We start from the raw sequence: 17,904 nt of genomic DNA, 5'->3' as shown, positions 1-17,904 counted from the left end.
TGTTCGAGAACCTCGACGACTTCAAGAAGCTGCACCCGGCCTTTGCCAACCTGAAGCAGGAGCAGATGATCAAGAACGGTCTGTCGGCCCCGCTGCATGAAGGTGCCATCAAGTACTACAAGGAAAAGGGCTGGATGTAATGGCCTGAAGGCGAAAGAGGCACGTTTCTTTTGCCACAACAAAAAGGGCGGCCCCAGTGGCCGCCCTTTTTGTTGTGCCTCGCCGACTTACACCAGCGAGGGCCCATCCACAATCTCGCGTGCTTCTTTTTCGGTTAGTGGCACCCCGGCCACCGCGGCCACATGCGCCGACAACCACTGCGCCAGAAGCTCGCGACCATCGTCATCAAACGCCGTCACATGACATCCGGCCACGCCGGTATCGGCCGTCGCACCGCGAACAAAATTGACCACCTGAGCGCGCCCCGAAATGAACCCGCCGGCAGCGCGGCGCTTGAGCACAAAGTGAAATTCCTTTTGGCTGTCGGGCGCGGTGGACGCATGCATCGAAAAACCTTCCAGCGAGACATCACGCACTGCGGTTGCCTTGCCGTCGCATTCGAGCTGGAATCCCGACTCCGGCACATGCGCCGATTCAACCATGATCCGCTGACGCTGGCGGCGTTCGTTCACATCGCTCATCGATTGACTCCACTGGGCTGTTCTCTGCCCTATTACGGCGTCACACTGCCGGACTTGACCCCTCAATCCAAATCGGGTCGCACGACCGCACCCGGGCGGTTGGCCAGAATCACCCCCGTGATCACCATCGCACCACCGACCAGGCTGGCAAGCACCAGGCGCTCGTCGAGCAGCACCACCGACAACACCACCGCAAACACCGGCACCAGATTGGTGAACAAGGTCGCGCGCGCCGGGCCGATTGCCGCCACCGCCTGGTTGTACCAAAAGAACGCCACCGCTGTGCCAAACACGCCGAGATAAGCCATCGCCGCCCACGACCAACCATCCGGCCAGGCCAACGATGGCGACATCAGATCCGCACTGGCCGGCACCAACAGCATCAGCGTGCCCCACAGGGTGGACCAGGTGGTGGCCGAAGCCGCGCTCATGCCCGCCAGGGTGTAACGCCCGATCACGGTATAAGCCACCCAGGACGCCACCGCGATAAAGATGTACAGCTCACCGCGCCCGATCGCGCCGCTGAACACGCTGGCATAGTCGCCACGGGTGATGACCATCGACACCCCGCTCAGTGACAGCAACACCCCGACCACTCGCAACCAGGTCCAACGCTCGTGCGCAATAAATCGCATCACGAACATGGTCATGATCGGCGACAATGCCACGATCAGCGCCGCGCGCGACGCGGGGATATGGCCCAGGCCGCCGAGGAAGAACGTGTTGTAAGTGAACACCCCCGTCGCCCCCAGCAACACGGTGCCAATCAATTGCCGTTTGTTCAGGCGCGTCAGGCCACCACCCACGGTAAGCGTGAACAGAAACAAGGGAATCAGCGCGATCAAAAAGCGCCCGCTCGCGGCCAGAAAATGCGGCATCTGCTGCGCCACATAACGCCCGGCAATGAAGGTGCCCCCCCAGAACGCCGTGGTCAGCACCAGCTTGATGTAGATGGACGTCAAAGGAGGCGCGGACATGAATGGCGGGGCCGGAGATCAAGTGCGAGCAGAATAACCGTACGGTCGCGTATCGGCCAGAGACGCTTCGCGACCGACCCGCCGTGACACCCAGATGCACATCCGCGCGTCAGGTGCCAAGGGGGTGCAAACTGCGTCAATTCGGCGAAAAATTGCGGCCCAACTCATGCAAGAGAATGCCAATCTCGGCACAGTCGCTCGCGAGCGACTTGCGTGGAGCGCCTCCGCTCACCGGTCACTATTGGCCCGGACGCTCTCTAGCTCGATCTACTCCACCTTCGCAAACGCGGGATCGACAAAGATGGCGTTGCGCATCCATGCACCGACGTTCTGTGTCAGCGCGCTGTGCCCCACCACACTCAACCCGCCATCGCGCATGGCCTGACGGTAAGTGTTTTCGCCCATCCAGATATCGGCCAGGGTCTTGACGCCGCAAGTGAAATAGACGTCGACATCCTTGCCCGGATCCTTCACGCAGAGATCAATCTCGCCGCCGGCCACTACCAGCCACCAGTCCGGGTAGGTCTCGACATCGGTGAACTTGAATCGGACCACCGTTTCGTTTCCAACCAGCTTTTCGGTCACGATGCTGCGCTTCAGGTACAGCATCAGCATCTCCACGTCATAGTCTTTGTCGGTCAGATTGGATCGCGCCCAGCGCATGCCCCAGCCACCAAGCGCAAGAATAATGGGCTGGAGCTCCCGGCAACATTCGGTCGGAAAGTATTCGTGGCCGCGATACCCGGCGATTTTCTTCTTCATGACCAGGCCATGGTCCACAAGCCAGTCGAGGCGCTTGGAGAGCAGTGTGGGAGAAATCAGGCTCAACCCCCGGTGCAACTCGTTGAACCGCGAGCCACCCATCAACAGCTCGCGAATGATCAGCAGCGTCCACTTTTCTCCAATGAGCTCGGTCGCCTTGGCAATCGGACAGAACTGGCCGTATTCCATATGGGTCACCCCCGTATTCGACTGGTGGTCGGCGCCAACTACCAAACGTGTAGTGGCCAGCTCCAAGATGTGTAGCGCATCGCTACAGGTTCGTGAGTATCCGTCCAAACGCGCTTTTTCTATCGTCGAGGAACCGTAACACACACGCTGTTGCGGTATCCACTCGACACAGGAGCGCCATCATGCCCCCATTCAAGATCCATTCCCCCGAGACAGCCCATTCCCCCGCGGACGAGTTGCTGGCGGGCATCCGGACCACGCTGGGTTTCGTGCCCAACGTGTTCGGGGCCGCCGCCGAATCCACGCCTGCGCTGCAAGCGTTCATGGCACTCAACGGCCGCTTCGCTGAATCCTCCTTCGACGCCACAGGCCGGGAGTTGATCCAGATCGCCGCCAGCATGGAGAACCAGTGCGGCTACTGTGTGGCCGGCCACACCGCTTTTGCGCGGATGCAGGCCGTTCCCAGCGAAGTGATCGACGCGGTGCGCAACAACCACCCCATCGACGATCACAAGCTTGAAGCCCTGAACCGTTTTACCCGCGCCGTCGTGCGCGAGCGAGGCATGATCCGCGAACAGGACCTGAAACGATTCTTGGACGCGGGTTATTCGCGCGCGCAGGTGCTCGAAGTGATTCTTGGCGTCTGCGTCAAAACCTTCAGCAATCTCGCCAGCAATGTGATTGGCATTCCGCTCGACGACGCCTTCGTCGGTCACGCCTGGTCACCTGAAACACCCCATACGCGCCAGCGCGTTCGCGCAGTCAACTGAGTCGAAGAACGCAGCCGCCCGTGGGCGCTGACCCAGAGGCCACGCTCGCATCTGGCACACACAGTGGCGCGTTGTTCCCCACCCAGCCTGGCAAGGCCGAAGGGTCGATCCAGTGATATCTGCACGCGCCACTTGGCAGCGTCGCGTCACATCGTCAATGCGGTCGGACGCTGTGCGATGCAACAAAAAGAATTCCGACCGCACCCAATAGGAGATTAATCCCATGATTGACTTCAAAACATCCCAAGGCGGCAATACCCGCATCGAGAACGACACACTCGAGACCCTGCGCTGCGCGCTGCGCGGCAGCCTACTCCTGCCAGCGGACGACGGCTACGACATATCGCGCACGCTGTGGAATGGCATGGTCGACCGCCACCCCGCGGCCATCGTGCGTGCCGCCGGTGCCGGCGACGTGATGCAGGCGGTCAATTTTTCGCGAGACAACAACTTGCTGCTGGCGGTGCGCGGCGGAGGCCACAATATCGCCGGCAAGGCCGCCTGCGACGGCGGGCTGATGCTCGATCTGTCGGCGATGAAGTCGGTACGTGTCGACCCGGCCACCAAGCGGGCACGGGTCGAACCCGGCGCACTGCTGAGCGACTTCGACCGCGAGACGCAGGCCTTCGGCCTGAGCACGCCCACCGGCATCAATTCCACCACCGGCATGTCCGGCCTCACGCTCGGCGGCGGTTTTGGCTGGCAGAGCCGAAAGCGCGGGCTGACCATCGACAATCTCGTGGCTGCCGATGTGGTGCTCGCCTCGGGCGAGTTTGTGCAGACCAGCGCCACGCAGCATCCGGAGCTGTTCTGGGCACTGCGCGGTGGCGGCGGCAACTTCGGTGTCGTCACCTCCTTCGAATACCAGCTGCACCCGATGGGCCCACAGGTACTGGCCGGGCTGGTGGTGTACCCGCTGGACCAGGCCAAACAGGTGTTCGAGGAGTATCGCAAGTTCACTGCGACAGCCGGCGACGATATGACCGCGTGGTTGGTGATGCGCAAAGCACCGCCGCTGCCCTTCCTGCCGGTCGAGGTACATGGCAAGGAGGTGGTCGTCGTTGCCTTCTGCTGGATCGGCGACCTGAGCAGGGGCGAAGAAGTCACGAAACCGCTGCATGGCTTCGGCAAACCCTACAGCGCGCACGCCGGGCCCATGGCCTTTGCCGACTGGCAGACCGCCTTCGACCCGTTACTGGCGCCGGGCGCGCGCAACTACTGGAAGTCGCACGATTTCAAGGCCATGACCGTGGATGTCGAACGCATCCTGTGCGACGCGGCCGCCACGCTACCGACCGACGAGTGCGAAGTCTTCATTGCTCAGTTGGGCGGCGCGACGAACCGTATCGGTACAGCCGATACCGCCTACCCGCACCGCGACACCGAATTTGTCGTCAACGTACACACACGCTGGCACGAGGCCGCCGACGACAAGACATGCATCGCCTGGGCGCGAGCCCTGTTCGATGCGCTGACGCCGCACGCCACTGGCGGCGTCTATGTCAACTTCATGCCCGAGGACGAAGCACAGCGCGTAGCGACCGGCGCCTATGGCGCCAACTTCGATCGGCTGTCGGAATTGAAGACCAAATACGATCCAGCGAACCTGTTCTCGCAGAATCAGAACATTGCGCCCAAAGCGTAAATTCCCGAATGGCCACCGCTGTTAGCCTCGCAGCAAGCGTAGGCTGGCCAGACGAACGAAGCCCAACACTCGGCGCGCCATGTTTGCGCGACTGAATGTTGGGCTTCGCTGCGCTCAACCCAACCTGCATGGTGCCGTTGCGCACTGACGACGGACGGCCTCGGGGCGTCAGCGATCACGCATATCGGCGCACGGCAATGACAGGGGCTCCACTATTCGCGTCGCAGGATGACGAGGCGTGTGGCATGTGTGATCAAAGGGCCTTGAAAGATGTTGGTCACCGTCTTCATCTTTTGTGGCATGCGAAACGGCAGTTCGAACTACAGCGGCAACCCACGCGGTTTGCGGCCGGCTCGGGCAAAGAGCCGGTCGTACACCGGGTCGGGCAGCCAGCCCAGCACCCAGGCGACGAGCCCCATCTGCCACGGGATCACCACATGCCGACGACCGGCGTCGATAGCCTGCGCCATGCGTTTGGCGGCGACATTGGCGGGCAGCAAAAAGGGCATGGGGTAGGTGTTGATCGCGGTCATCGGGGTGTCGATGTAGCCCGGCGAGATGGTCACCACGCGCACGCCGCTGCCGTGCAGCTCGACGCGCAGGCTTTCGAGGTAGCGCCGCACGGCGGCTTTGGAGGCGCTGTAGGCGCCGGCGCCGGGCAGCCCGCGCACGCCGGCGACCGAGGCGATGCCGACCAGCGTGCCGGCGCCGGATGCTCGCATCGGCGCGACAAAGGGCTGAAAGGTATGCAGCATGCCGAGCACATTGGTCTGCATCACGCGCGCAAACGCGTCGGTGTCTTCGGCGTATTCGGTGAGCGTGCCGACCGAGACCCCGGCGCTGGCGATGACGATGTCCGGCACACCCACGGTGGTGACAAACTGCGCGGCGGCGGTCTGCATGGCTGCGGCGTCGGCCACATCGGCCACAAACACCTGGGCCTTGCTGCCGCACTCGGCGGCCAGCGCTTCGAGCGTCTCGCGCCGACGGCCGACCAAGCCGAGCTGCACATCGCCCGGCGCGTAGTGACGCACCAGCGCGGCGCCGATGCCACTGGAGGCACCGGTAATAAAAATGCGCCGTGGCCGGCGGTCGGCTTCACGGCGCATGATCTGGCCTGGGGCGAGAACTCAGGCCTTGGCCTTGCGTGCCTTGGCGATCAGCTCATCGGCCACCTGCAAGGCGGCTTCATGGCTGCCCGCCATGGAGGCCGAGGTGGTCCACTGACCATCGATGGCCAGCGTCGGCACACCGTTGATCTTGTAGGCGCGTGCGATCTGGTCGGCACGCTGGATCTTGCCCTGCACACCAAAGGATTTGTAGGCATCCATGAAGCGCTTGGCATCCACGCCCTTGCTCGCCACCCAGGCGGCCACGCCTTCTTCGGTGGTCAGCGGTGCTTTTTCGTCCTGCAGCGCGACGAAAGCGGCTTCGTGAAGCTTGCCAATATCGCCCGACGCTTCGGCGGCGTAGTAGAACTGCGCCAACGCTTTTAGCTGGGGATTGCCCCAAATTGCTGGCACACGGATGAAGCTCACATCTTCGGGCAGCTTCTTGAGCCAGTGCTCCAGCAGCGGGTCAAAATCACGGCAGTGCGGGCAACCGTAATGGAAGAACTCGATCACCTCGACCTTGGCCTTGTCGGCCGTCGGCTGGATCGGGCTCACCGGCGCAAACCGTGCCCCTTGGGCAAAGGCCGGGGTGCCAATGGCGGTGGTTCCGGCCAGGGCGGCCATCTGGAGCAACAGCTGACGTCGATTCATTGTGTCTTCCTGATCAGTTAAGTGCCTGGGTCAGACGCGGGCGTAGACGCAGAGTTCCCGACCGGGTCAGGGCTTGACCCGCACCAAGGAGCTTTCCATGCCAGCCCGCGCCAACTCGGCGCGCGCGGCGTTCATGTCTTCGACCCGATTATAGGGGCCGACGCGCACCCGGTGCACCGTGCCCTTGTTGGCCGATTCACCGCGTTGCACCGAGGCTTCGATACCCATCAGCGCCAGACGCGCCTTGAGGTTGTCGGCTTCGGTCGGGTCTTCGAATGCACCCACCTGCAGATAGAAGCGCTCGGCCGCCGGCCGCGTCGCCTCGACCGGCGCGACGGTGGTCGGCACTTCGACCGCGCCATCGCCCTTGGGCAGGATCTTGTAGAAGTCGAACTGCGGCTTCTCGACCGGACGGTCGCCCGGCTTGCCCGGCAATACGCGCGGTGCCAGCGGGCTGCTGGCCTCGGTGGCGGCGCGGGTGTCTTGGCCGGCAAAGGGGTTGGACCGGGTGAGATACCAGGCCACGCCGGCGGCAAACACGGCGCCGAGCATCAGACCGATGACGATGCCGACAAAAACACCACCACCGCTGCGCCGTGCCGGCGCCTTCTTGCTGGTTTTACGATTACCGCTCACGCCATCGACTCCTCGGGCGGGTTACATGGAGGTCGGCGCAGACACGCCGAGCAGGGCCAGGCCGGACACCAGCACCTGGCGCACGGCGGCGGCCAGCGCCAGACGCGCCATCATCAGGGCTTCATCGTCGACCAGCATGCGTTCGGCGTTGTACCAGCTGTGGAATTCGCCCGCCAGATCCTTCAGATAGAAGGCCACCTGGTGCGGTGCATAGTCGGCCGAGGCTGATTGAATCACTTCGGCAAACGCCGCCAGCCGTGCGCACAGCGCCAGTTCGCGCTCGCCGTCGAGACGCGACAGATCCACGTCAAGCAGATCGCGCTCGACGCCGTTCCACTGCGCGAGCACCGAGCAGATGCGCGCATGGGCGTACTGGATGTAGTAGACCGGGTTTTCATTGCTCTGGCTCTTGGCCAGATCAAGATCGAAATCCAGATGCTGGTCGCTCTTGCGCAGCACATAGAAGAAACGGCAGGCGTCGTTACCGACGTCCTTGCGCAGATCGCGCAGGGTGACAAACTCGCCCGAGCGGGTCGACATCGCGGCTTTCTGGCCATTGCGATAGAGCACCGCAAACTGCACCAGCGCGACCTCGAACTTTTCGACCGGCAGGCCAAGCGCGGCGATCGCACCGCGCACCCGCGGGATGTAGCCGTGGTGGTCGGCGCCCCAGATGTCGATGATGCGGTCGAAGCCGCGCTCGTACTTGTTGAGGTGGTAGGCGATGTCAGAGGCGAAGTAGGTGAACAGCCCGTTTTCGCGCTGCACCACACGGTCTTTCTCGTCGCCAAAGGTGCTGGAGCGGAACCACTTGGCGCCGTCCTGCAGGTAAATGTGACCCTGCTTTTCGAGGGCCGTCACGGCGCGCTCGACCAGACCGGTGTCGAACAGGCTCTTTTCGGAGAACCACTTGTCGAAGGGCACGCCGAAGCCTTCGAGGTCTTCGCGGCAATCGCCGAGCTGCTCGGTCAGCGCAAAATCGTGAATCCAGGCGTAGTCCTCGCCCAGCAGTCGCTTGGCGTTGGCGATCAGGCCGTCGAGGTGATCTTCCTTGTCGGCCTCGACCGAGCACACGCCGGCCAGCACCTGCTCGGCGGTTACCTTGGCAAAGCGGTCGCCGTGGGCGTTGCGAATCTCGCCGCCCATGTCGATCACATAGCTGCCTTGGTAGGCGTTCGGCGGAAACGGCACGGTGATATCGAAATTGGCCAGATAACGCAGCCAGGTCGACAGCGCCAGGATGTCCATCTGCCGGCCGGCGTCATTCACGTAGTACTCGCGCGCCACGGTATGGCCGGCGAAGTCCATCACCGAGGCCAGCGAGGCGCCGTAGGCCGCGCCGCGACCATGGCCGACATGCAGCGGGCCGGTCGGGTTGGCCGACACGAATTCGATCTGCACCTTGGTGCCGGTGGCCGCGCCACGGCCAAAGCGCTCGCCCTGGCTCAGCACCGCCTGCACCACCGAGGTCTTGGCGTCTGAGGCGAGGGTGAAGTTGATGAAGCCGGCGCCGGCCACCTCGACCTTGGCCACCTGCGGTGACGCGGGCAGCTCGGCCATCAGCAAGGCGGCGAGGTCGCGCGGGCTGCGGCGCATCGGCTTGGCCAGCTGCAGCGCCAGGTTGGACGAAAAGTCGCCGTGGCTGGCCTGCTTCGGTCGCTCCAGCACAATGGGCGTATCCACATGGTCTGGCGCCACGCTTTTCAGCGCCTGGCTCAGCAAGTCGGCAAGGAGGGTTTTCGGGTCGGCGCTCATGGGCACGAATCAGGCTGGAAAACCGCGCATTATACAAGAAGCGCGGGCTTCTTCCGGTGCGCCGACCGCCGGCATCAGGCGACTGCGGCGCGCAGCCCCTCCACATAAATCATCCGCCCCGACTCCACGTCGCGGATATAGCTCAATTCCACCCGCCGATTCGCCCCCACACCGGGGGGTTTGAGCGACACATGCACCCAGCCGGAATTGGGCCCCTTGCTCGGGTCATAACACTCGCAAATCACCTGGTCGAAATCGCTCAGATTTTTGACCACCCAGCGCGCCAGATCGAGCGTGGTCACGCCGGGGACTTCGATATCGCAGGCGCAGCCGGTGGTGTGCTGGCTGGTACTGATCCAGCTGGCGGGACGCAGCTTGAGCGCGCGCTCCAGCGCTTGCGAGCGAAACACGCTGTTCGGCGAGTAAGAGCCGAACTGATCGCGCACCGGTTGCAGCACCTGCCGCGCGAGATGCACCGCGGCCTGCAGCTGGGCCTCGGTCTCGAAACCGTTGTCGATCCCGCGGCGCTCGGCCAGATCGGAGCGCGTCAGCTCGTAGAAACGGAAGTTCGGCGAGATGGCATCGCGTGGGGCGAGCCCGCCCAGATGCAGGTCGGTAATCGGTGTCTGGCTATGGTCGGTCGTTTTCATGGTCATCTCCGAGTCATAGTCCGGCACGGATGGCGGTGACCGCATCGCGCAAGGGTTTGCGGGCGCCTTCGCACAGCGCCACCAGAAAATCGAGGTGCTCATGCAAGGTGGCGCGCTGTCGCGGGCTGGCCCCGCGGGCCAGTGCGCAACGGTAGAGTTCAACCACCTCGTCGGCCCCGCGCCGCGCCGCCCGGGCATTGGGCGCGCGCGCAATCAGGCGCACCAGCGCACAATCGGCCTCGCTGGCGGCGTCCCAGAAGTTGGGGTTGGCCGCATTCTTGACCCGCGCCACCTCAATCATCGCCTCGCATTCTTCGAGCAGGATCGTCGTGCTGGTGCCGGCTGCGCCACCCAGCGTGATCGCCAGCACCTCGGCCAGCGCCCAGTTGGTAAAGCCGTAGATTGAGCGCCCCTTGCCGGCCGCTTCCATGGCCAGGCGGTAGTAGTTGCCCATATTGATGAGTGCTTCGAGCCGTGGCCCCTGCGCCGCATGCAGCCAGGCGAGCCGCTTGCAGGCGCTGCCGAGCAAGGTGTAGCGCTCTTCGGTGGGCGCACGACGGCAAATCAGATCCAGCTCGGAGATGGCCTCTTCGATGCGGGTGACCAGCTCGGCACGCCGCACCTCATCCGCACTCGACGAGGCCCGCAAGGCGGCCCAGGCCTGCCCGGCCAGACGCACCTTGAAGTTGGCACACTGCTCCACCGCGCGCACCGGGCAATCGCCCTCATCAAAGCCGAGCGCCCGGTTCAGCCAATCGACCGCTTCGGCAAACGCGCCGGTTTCGCCCCAGGCAAAGCCCAGCGCCGCCGCCACGTCGGCCCGCGCCAGCCAGCGCTCGGACAAACTCTGCGGCACGCGGCCCAGAATGGCGGCGATGCCGTCACGCATGCCGGCCAGCGCCTCGGCATCGTCGCCGTGGCGCTGCACCTGCATCTGCACCCACTGAACATGGTTTTCCAGCGCCACCACCAACTCGGAGGGCGCGTAAAACGGGCGCTGGGCGCGCGGCGTACTCACCCCGGCCTGACCGCGCAAGCGGTAGCTCGGGTCGCCGTAGCACTGGTACGCGCCCCAGGTGTTGATGCCGGGGAAGCTGGTCCAGGCTTCTTCGCGCGCGGCGCGCACAGCCTCGCCAAAGGGTTGGCCCGCCAGCAGATGCTTGTAGAAACTCGCGGCAAAGGCGTTGGCAGCTGCGTCATCCACCGCCCAGCCGGCGGCCACCACGGCCTTCACACCCATCTGCACGAACTGCACGGCCAGATTGGCGGCCAGGATATTGAAACGAGCCGACTCGCGGCGCGCCGTCTTGCCCAAGTGGCAGCAGTTGATGAACACCAGTTCAGGCACCCAGCGCATCTGCTCGACATCCCCCGGGGTCAGCACCGCATCGCGACCAATCACCATGCCTGACACGGTGCGCCCGCGGTCGGAGGTCATCTCGTGCACGCCATGCCCGGCCAAGTGAAGAATGCGCCAGGCGTCGCGATGCAGACCGGCCAGGATCGAATCGGCCCGCTCGTCGACGCTCTCGCGCACCTCAAAGCCGCCGCTACGCAACATGGCGACCACGGTTTCGGCCTCCTGGCGCGCGCCGGGCAGATCGGAAAAACTGGCCCAGGCATCGAGATCCGGATTGCCCACTACCAGCGCCTTGGCATGCGGCGCATGGGCCGGCTGCTGGCGGAACTGGCTGGCCTTGAGCTGGCGCACCAGCCCGGCCGCCACGGCCGGTGGGCGGTCGCCCGCGCTCCAGCGGTTTTCGAGCAGCTCCCACGGGTAGCGCGCCGAGCGGTCATCGACCATCACCACCATGTTGGACTGGCGCGGCGCCATCTCCTTGAGGCTGTTGGGCAGCAGCATCTCGAACAGGGTCTTGGCAATTTCGCTATTGGCCGCCGGCGAGGCCGAGGCCTGCGCAATGAAGGCATCGGCCAGCTCGAGTTGCCCGGCCATGAGGGTTTCTTCCGCGCGGGCGCGGTCGGTGGCGAAGATGAAGCGCAGCGCCTCGCGGCCCGGCTCCTCGACAATCTCCAGCCGGTGCCACCAGTCGGGCATCTCGTCACAGCGCACGCGCCGCCGCCGGCCTTCGCCCGACTGGATGTCGCGGCTGTCCCAGCGCAGCTTGCCGGCCAGATCACCATCGCGCAGGCAGTTCTCCAGCCCCTCGGCGGCCGAGATGGCCACATCTTCGAAAATCTCGATGATCTCCACCGCGTCGATCACGACGCGGTTCTCCAGCCCTTGTTCGACCAAGGCAGCGCTGGCCGAGACCGCACCCCGCAGGATGGCATCCACCGAGGCGCCCACCGGCATGCCACCAGCGCCGGAGCCGACCAGCAGGCAACTGACCGCGGCCGAGCGTGGCGCCGAGGCCGGGCCAAAGCGCACATCGTCCGGCCACTGCGCCACCTGCAGGGCGAAGTCGAGCAGCGCGCTGCGCACGCCCGCCTCCAGCAGCCCCGGCGACAACTCGCCGACCAGACCGAGGCCGACCACGATGGCGCCCGAGGGTTTGTGCGTGGGCACTTCGTTAAAGAACAGCGCATGCGTGCCATTGGCCGCCGGATACATGCCGAGGTTGAGCCGCTGCGACAAGGCGCCACCGAGGCGTTGATTGACCGCCGCTTCGGCGCTGACGATGGTGTCGCCCGCGTAGTGGCCGACCAGCACCGGGTAGCGCGCATAGGCCAGATCGCCATGGCGGATGCTGACCGCCAGCGTGGGCGCGGCGGCGGCGCTTTGCGCCTCGGCCGCCGGCCGCCCCGGCCCAAAGCCCAGCGCACGCACGGCCGCTTCGTCGGGGAAGTCGTCGGTAAACGGCGTAACCGGCATCGGGAAGCGCGTCGGCTCGGTGGCGCCGGCCCGCGCGCGCTGCGGCGGACTCGCCGGCAAGCGCTGGGTGGTGCCAGTCATGAGCAGGTCGAGCAGACCGGGGAAGGCGCGCTTCTGGGTGCACAGCGCGTCGTGGGCGGTGTCTTCCACATACCAGGTCGGCACACCGGGCAGGCGCCCCGAGGCCCAGGTGACGGTGCCGTCGCCTTCGGAGGTGGCTTCGAAGGCCAGCGTGCGATCGCTGGCTGGGTCCCACGCATTGCGCGGCACCACCGCGTAATCGACCACCGTGGCCGGCTGACAACCGGCGAGGTAGATCATGTGGCGCGGCTCGGGCGGCGCGTCGAGCAAACGCTGCCAGGTCTTGCGCGCCTCGCGCAGGGCGGTGGCATCGGCCAGCGGCCACACCGCGGTCAGTTCGGCCTTAAGCGCCTTCCAGCGCGCGGCATCAGCGAAGTCGTCCCCGGCCGGATCGAAGGGCAGCAATTCGAGCAGGCCAGCGTATTCGCGGACGATGTCGGTCACGCCGGTGGTGCTCTGGGCGATGTCGAGCAGCGCCAGCTTTTGCTGAGTGGGGTTGCAACACGTCAGCCAGCGCACGGCCTCGTGGGAGCCGAGGTTGGGGGTGCCAAGCATCACGAAACGGCTGTTGGGCAAGGCGGTAATGCGCTGCCACGCGGCAGCCCCGGCGCCGCCGTCGGCGATCATCGCGCGCACCACCAGGCCGCCCATGGAGTGCGCCACCAGATGCACCGGCTGGCCGCTGGCTTCGATCTCGGGCAGCCATTGGGTCAGCGATTCGGCCAGGCGTGCGGCGGCGACGGTGACGGATTGGCGCCAGTCGTAGGGGAAGATCTCGACCCGATGGCTGCGGGCCAGAAACTCGATCATCGGGCCGTAGAAATCGCCGATCAGATCAATCGGCTCGACATCGGGCTGGCCCATGCGCAGGCGCTTGAGCTGACCGCGCAGCAGGCGCCAGTAGTCGAGCCAGACAGTTTCGCCGCGCTGCTGCAGCACACTGCCCATGGTGCCGGGCAGCACCACCGCCAGCGGCCGCGGCGCGCCGCCGGAGCGGCTGCGGCGCACGGCCTCGCGCCAGCGCGGGGCCTCGTGCGGGGCCGTGGCGATGGGCAGGAAGCCGCCATCGTTGCCTTCCGGCCGGGTGAGGCCGTGGCCCAGCCATTTGACGGTTTTCTCGTTGCTGAAATAGCGGAAGTGATTGACCTCGCCCCCCGCGTCGCGCAGAAATCGGGCCCCGCCGTCGGGGCGACGCAGGCCGCCGAGCATGGAGCCGGTATTGACCACCAGATCGTGATCGGCGCCGTAGAACCAGTCGGTGGCGAGCAGCTTGATCTGCTGCCACAGCGAGTCGCCCTCGATGTCACCGGCGATCACCGACAGGTCGGCGGTAACAGTGAGATCGGGCGATTGCAGCAACCGGGTCAGCGCCGAGCCGGGCATCATCGCCTCGACGCCGGGCAGGGTGCGCGGATCGGTGCGCGCCTTGACCACGGCGAGCAGGAAGTCGACCGCCTCGCCAAACAGGCCGCCGCCGGAGATGAAGTCCATCACCGACAGCCAGCGGTCGAGCCGCCCGGCGGCCAGCGTGGTGCCGCGCGCCGGACAGGCCACGCGCACAAAGCGGGTGATGCGCAACTGCTTGGCGTCGAGCTCGGCAATCAGCGCCTTGAGCGCTTGGCGATCGTCGTTGTAGGCGGCGTCACGCGCCTTGGCAGCGGCGGCGTCGAGCGGTGACAGGCCGATCTGCTCGGCCACGGTGCGATCGGCGGCAAACAAAGTGTCGATCAGCTTGCCATCGAGCGGGTCAGTGTTGGCGTCGCGCATGCCCAGGCACAGCAATTCGCCCACCAAGCCGCCGCGCGAATGGCTGACCAGATGCACCTCGGCACCGGCCGGCAGCGCGCGGGCCAGCGCCAGTGCGTTTTCGATGGGGCTTTCGGTCAGGGTGCGATGCTGCAGGGCGAAGGCCCGATCGCCATAGCGCTCGGCCAGCCGCGCGCGCAAGGCGGCACCGGCGGCGTTGTCCTTTTCCCACAGCGCGCCAAAGCTGCCGGTAGCACTTGAGGCCGTGCCATGCAGAAACACCAGCAGCGGCGTGGCGCCCGCGGACACGCTGCCGCTGGCCGCCTTCAGGTCGGGCGAGCTGCCATCGAGCGACACCCGATACAGACCCGGCGCGCCGCCGAGCGCGCGGTCTTCGAGCGCCTTGCCGAGCCTGGCCGCGGCGATATTCTTGAGATCGACACCAAAGACTTCAAGCACCCGCACGCCGAGGCCGAGCCAGCCGCGCGAGGTGCCGGCCGCCGTGTGGCCGGGGCGCGGGCCAAAATCGAGCCGCCACAGCGCGTCGCCATCGCGCCCGACGCTGCGCTGCCCGCGCTCGCGCATCAGGTCATCGGCGCGCGACCACAGGACGAAGCCGTTTTCGAGCTCGACCCGCAACACGGCGTCGGCGTCGATCTCGGTCGTCGACTCACCACCTCGCGCCACCCCCGGCACGATCCGCTGCGCCGAGGTCACACTCACCTGATCGGTGCGGGGCTGGCGGGCAGTGGCGGCAGCACCGCTGAAACGGAAACGCGGGTCGATGGGCATGGGCGGAGTCCTTGGCGGGGCGGGGTCAGGAGAAGAGTTCGAAGTGACGGGCGGTGCGCGAGCCGAAAATTTGCGGCGTCTGCGGCAGGCGGGTCGATGGCAGGTAGTGACTGATGGCGCGGAACCACTGTTGATAGCTGGCCCCCGGCAGCAGGGTGTGCAGACTCTTGATGGCGTAGTAGGTGAAAGCGCCGTTGGGGCGGCCACGGAACTGGGTGTCCCAGCTGAACTCGGTGTCGCGGCAGCCGGCCAGCAGCAGGTCGCCACCGGCGCGGGTCATGCCGCCCATCAATGAGGACGGCCGGCTGCGGGTGGCGGCGAGTGCGCTGAGGCTCATCCAGCTGGCCGGCGGCAGAAAGCGGGCGCGCGGCAGGCCGGGGTCGAGGTCGGCCTCGTCGCCGCGGGTGACCGAGCCGGAGTGGCAGCTGTCGGAAATGAGTACCACGCGCACGCCGGCGGGGCGCTGGTCGAAGAGCGTGCGCAGGTCGTCGTCGAGCAGGATCTTGCCGTCGCCGATATCGTGCGGGCACAGCGCCTCGTCACGGCCATCGACCTCGTCGCCGGAGCGGTCGGGCACCCAGGTGCCGTGGCCGGAATAAGTGATGATCAGCGAATCGCCCTTGGCCGCACCGGTAATCAGATCGCCGATTTTGTCGACCATGGCGTCGCGTGTGGCCGCCTCGTCGAGCAGGCTGGTGACCGCATAGCCTTTGCCGCCCAGCACGGCAGCCCAATCCTGGGCGTCGTTGATGCATCCCGACAGATCCCCGTCGGTGCCGGGGTAGTCGTTGATGCCAATGGTTAAAGCGCGCTTGCTCATGACAAAACCTCGCTTCCAGCATCATCGGACAGGCACAGGCCGGCCCCGGTCATGACGATGGCTTCTTCTGATTAAAGCATGTGGTCCCCTCAGAGCAAGGCGACACTTTGTATCAAGCCGCGATATCCGCGCCAGCCGCGCCGACGCGGCGCGCCCATGAGGGGGTGTTTGGGGCACAATTGCGCTTTTGCTTTTGTTGGCCCTCGCCCGTGCGTCTGTTGCGTCTCGCCAAAATCGTCATCGTCAGCCTGCGCTTCGGACTCGATCGCATGGTCCTCACCGCCGACCGCAGCGGTCAGCTGGTGCGTCTGTGGCGCATCGTGTTCTTCTGGCGCCGCTTCTCCGAACCGCGTGCGGTGCGCTTGCGCCGTGCGCTCGAATCGCTCGGCCCGATCTTCGTCAAGTTCGGCCAGATGCTGTCCACCCGGCGCGATCTGCTGCCGCTGGATATCGCCGAGGAACTGGCCCTGCTGCAGGACCGGGTGCCGCCCTTCCCCAGTGCCGAGGCCATTGCGGTCATCGAGAAGCTTTACGGCCGGCCGGTCGACGAGGTCTTTGCCGAGTTTGAACGCACGCCGGTGGCCTCGGCCTCGGTGGCGCAGGTGCACTTTGCCCGCCTGCAGGACGGCACCGAAGTGGCGATCAAGGTGCTGCGCCCGGGCATCGAACGCGTCATTGCCCACGACATGGCCTTGCTCGACGCCGGCGCCACCTTGCTCGACCGCCTGTGGCCCGAAGGCCGCCGGCTCAAGCCGCGCGAGGTGGTAGCGGAGTTCGCCAAGCACCTGCGCGATGAGCTCGACCTGATGCGCGAAGCGGCCAACTGCTCGCAGCTGCGGCGCAATTTCACCGACTCCAAATTGCTGGTGGTGCCCGAGGTGTATTGGGACTACTGCGGCAAATCGGTGATGGTGATGGAACGCATGCATGGCGTGCCCATTTCGCGCACCCCGGCGCTGCTGGCGCAGGGCACCGACCTGTCGGCACTGTCGCGTGCGGGGGTCGAGATCTTCTTCACCCAGGTGTTCCGCGACGGTTTCTTTCATGCCGACATGCATCCGGGCAACATCTTCGTGCATGCCGACGGGCGCTACATCGCACTCGATTTCGGCATCATGGGCACGCTCACCGATGTCGATAAAAACTATCTGGCGCAGAACTTTCTGGCCTTCTTCCAGCGCGACTACAAGCGTGTGGCGCAGGCGCACATCGACGCCGGCTGGGTGCCGGCGCACACCCGGGTGGACGAATTCGAATCGGCCATCCGCGCGGTGTGCGAGCCGATCTTCGACAAGCCGCTGAAAGACATCTCCTTCGGCAAGACCCTGCTGCGCCTGTTCCAGACCGCGCGCCGCTTCGAGATGGAAGTGCAGCCGCAGCTCGTGCTGCTGCAAAAAACCCTGCTCAATATTGAAGGCCTGGGCCGGCAGCTCGACCCGGAGCTGGATCTGTGGACCACCGCCAAACCCTTCCTGGAGCGCTGGATGGGCAACCAGGTCGGATTCAGCGCGCTTGTCCGTCATGTCAAGGAAGAAGCGCCCTACTGGGCCACCACCCTGCCGCAACTGCCCCGCCTGATCCACCACGCGCTCAGCACGCCCGACCGCATCGAATCGGCCCGACGCGACATGGCGCGTCTGGCGCAGGCCCAGCGTCGGCAGAGCCTGGGGCTCACCGTGGTCGGCACCCTGCTGGCCGCGCTGCTGGCGCTTGAGCTATGGCGCCTCGTCGGTAGCTGATGATCGCGGCATGATCTCCAACGATCCCGGCACGATGCGGTAAAAAAACCGCCCCCTGCCAGGGCATCATTGCTAAAATCGCGCCGAAAAAAATGATCGGGGCGA

At 65.5% G+C, this 17,904-nt stretch carries 14 protein-coding genes; 4 read left to right on the top strand and 10 right to left on the bottom strand.

The window, feature by feature from the left end; all coding sequences use genetic code 11:
• Window positions 1-140, top strand: a 140-nt coding sequence (locus FHP91_RS21635; protein ID WP_281281792.1) for a TAXI family TRAP transporter solute-binding subunit, incomplete at its 5' end; no start/stop codon positions are given.
• 87 nt (window positions 141-227) lie between these two features.
• Here the strand turns inward: FHP91_RS21635 and FHP91_RS13250 are convergent.
• From FHP91_RS13250 to FHP91_RS13240, 3 genes are all read right to left on the bottom strand, one after another.
• The gene (locus tag FHP91_RS13250) at window positions 228-641 is read right to left on the bottom strand and encodes a PilZ domain-containing protein (RefSeq protein WP_144310043.1); all 414 of its coding nucleotides are present in this window, start codon (window positions 639-641) and stop codon (window positions 228-230) included.
• A gap of 62 nt (window positions 642-703) precedes the next feature.
• On the bottom strand, window positions 704-1,618 hold the full coding sequence (locus FHP91_RS13245; RefSeq protein ID WP_144310042.1) for a DMT family transporter: 915 nt from the start codon (window positions 1,616-1,618) through the stop codon (window positions 704-706).
• Window positions 1,619-1,885: 267 nt separating this feature from the next.
• A complete protein-coding gene (locus FHP91_RS13240) occupies window positions 1,886-2,569 on the bottom strand; it encodes a winged helix-turn-helix transcriptional regulator (RefSeq protein WP_144310041.1) in 684 nt (227 codons plus the stop codon).
• 236 nt (window positions 2,570-2,805) lie between these two features.
• Here FHP91_RS13240 and FHP91_RS13235 point away from each other — a divergent pair, with 236 nt between their 5' ends.
• Together FHP91_RS13235 and FHP91_RS13230 are read left to right on the top strand one after the other, a co-directional pair.
• The gene (locus tag FHP91_RS13235) at window positions 2,806-3,339 is read left to right on the top strand and encodes a carboxymuconolactone decarboxylase family protein (protein WP_186301545.1); all 534 of its coding nucleotides are present in this window, start codon (window positions 2,806-2,808) and stop codon (window positions 3,337-3,339) included.
• A gap of 223 nt (window positions 3,340-3,562) precedes the next feature.
• On the top strand, window positions 3,563-4,984 hold the full coding sequence (locus tag FHP91_RS13230; protein ID WP_144310039.1) for an FAD-binding oxidoreductase: 1,422 nt from the start codon (window positions 3,563-3,565) through the stop codon (window positions 4,982-4,984).
• A gap of 320 nt (window positions 4,985-5,304) precedes the next feature.
• On the opposite strand, the gene FHP91_RS13225 is transcribed toward FHP91_RS13230, so the two are convergent.
• The 7 genes from FHP91_RS13225 to FHP91_RS13195 all read right to left on the bottom strand — a co-directional run bounded on the left by FHP91_RS13225 (window position 5,305) and on the right by FHP91_RS13195 (window position 16,060).
• Window positions 5,305-6,093: an SDR family oxidoreductase gene (locus FHP91_RS13225; protein WP_144310038.1), complete on the bottom strand. Its 789-nt coding sequence runs from the start codon at window positions 6,091-6,093 to the stop codon at window positions 5,305-5,307.
• A gap of 21 nt (window positions 6,094-6,114) precedes the next feature.
• Window positions 6,115-6,747 (bottom strand): thiol:disulfide interchange protein DsbA/DsbL, encoded by a 633-nt coding sequence (locus FHP91_RS13220; protein ID WP_144310037.1) that lies wholly within the window; start codon window positions 6,745-6,747, stop codon window positions 6,115-6,117.
• A 66-nt stretch (window positions 6,748-6,813) separates the two neighbouring features.
• Window positions 6,814-7,383, bottom strand: a complete 570-nt coding sequence (locus FHP91_RS13215) for an SPOR domain-containing protein (RefSeq protein WP_144310036.1) — start codon at window positions 7,381-7,383, stop codon at window positions 6,814-6,816.
• Window positions 7,384-7,404: 21 nt separating this feature from the next.
• Complete coding sequence (gene argS / locus FHP91_RS13210; RefSeq protein ID WP_144310035.1) at window positions 7,405-9,138, bottom strand: arginine--tRNA ligase; 1,734 nt, start codon at window positions 9,136-9,138, stop codon at window positions 7,405-7,407.
• 74 nt (window positions 9,139-9,212) lie between these two features.
• Window positions 9,213-9,788 (bottom strand): D-Ala-D-Ala carboxypeptidase family metallohydrolase, encoded by a 576-nt coding sequence (locus FHP91_RS13205; RefSeq protein ID WP_246116307.1) that lies wholly within the window; start codon window positions 9,786-9,788, stop codon window positions 9,213-9,215.
• A 13-nt stretch (window positions 9,789-9,801) separates the two neighbouring features.
• On the bottom strand, window positions 9,802-15,240 hold the full coding sequence (locus FHP91_RS13200; RefSeq protein ID WP_144310033.1) for a CHAT domain-containing protein: 5,439 nt from the start codon (window positions 15,238-15,240) through the stop codon (window positions 9,802-9,804).
• Between the two features lie 25 nt (window positions 15,241-15,265).
• Complete coding sequence (locus FHP91_RS13195) at window positions 15,266-16,060, bottom strand: caspase family protein (RefSeq protein ID WP_144310032.1); 795 nt, start codon at window positions 16,058-16,060, stop codon at window positions 15,266-15,268.
• Window positions 16,061-16,269: 209 nt separating this feature from the next.
• Here FHP91_RS13195 and ubiB point away from each other — a divergent pair, with 209 nt between their 5' ends.
• Window positions 16,270-17,799: a ubiquinone biosynthesis regulatory protein kinase UbiB gene (gene ubiB, locus FHP91_RS13190; protein ID WP_144310031.1), complete on the top strand. Its 1,530-nt coding sequence runs from the start codon at window positions 16,270-16,272 to the stop codon at window positions 17,797-17,799.
• Window positions 17,800-17,904 lie beyond the last annotated feature (105 nt).

Source organism: Denitromonas halophila, from assembly GCF_007625155.1.
Classification (GTDB): domain Bacteria; phylum Pseudomonadota; class Gammaproteobacteria; order Burkholderiales; family Rhodocyclaceae; genus Nitrogeniibacter; species Nitrogeniibacter halophilus.
This window is presented reverse-complemented; position numbering and strand designations above follow the sequence as displayed.

Bases quoted from the DNA above. Each gene is read 5' to 3' on its own strand.
- FHP91_RS13250 (WP_144310043.1), bottom strand. From the start codon at position 641: ATGAGCGATGTGAACGAACGCCGCCAGCGTCAGCGGATCATGGTTGAA.
- FHP91_RS13245 (WP_144310042.1), bottom strand. From the start codon at position 1,618: ATGTCCGCGCCTCCTTTGACGTCCATCTACATCAAGCTGGTGCTGACC.
- FHP91_RS13240 (WP_144310041.1), bottom strand. From the start codon at position 2,569: ATGGAATACGGCCAGTTCTGTCCGATTGCCAAGGCGACCGAGCTCATT.
- FHP91_RS13230 (WP_144310039.1), top strand. From the start codon at position 3,563: ATGATTGACTTCAAAACATCCCAAGGCGGCAATACCCGCATCGAGAAC.
- FHP91_RS13225 (WP_144310038.1), bottom strand. From the start codon at position 6,093: ATGCGCCGTGAAGCCGACCGCCGGCCACGGCGCATTTTTATTACCGGT.
- FHP91_RS13220 (WP_144310037.1), bottom strand. From the start codon at position 6,747: ATGAATCGACGTCAGCTGTTGCTCCAGATGGCCGCCCTGGCCGGAACC.
- argS (WP_144310035.1), bottom strand. From the start codon at position 9,138: ATGAGCGCCGACCCGAAAACCCTCCTTGCCGACTTGCTGAGCCAGGCG.
- FHP91_RS13205 (WP_246116307.1), bottom strand. From the start codon at position 9,788: ATGAAAACGACCGACCATAGCCAGACACCGATTACCGACCTGCATCTG.
- FHP91_RS13200 (WP_144310033.1), bottom strand. From the start codon at position 15,240: ATGCCCATCGACCCGCGTTTCCGTTTCAGCGGTGCTGCCGCCACTGCC.
- FHP91_RS13195 (WP_144310032.1), bottom strand. From the start codon at position 16,060: ATGAGCAAGCGCGCTTTAACCATTGGCATCAACGACTACCCCGGCACC.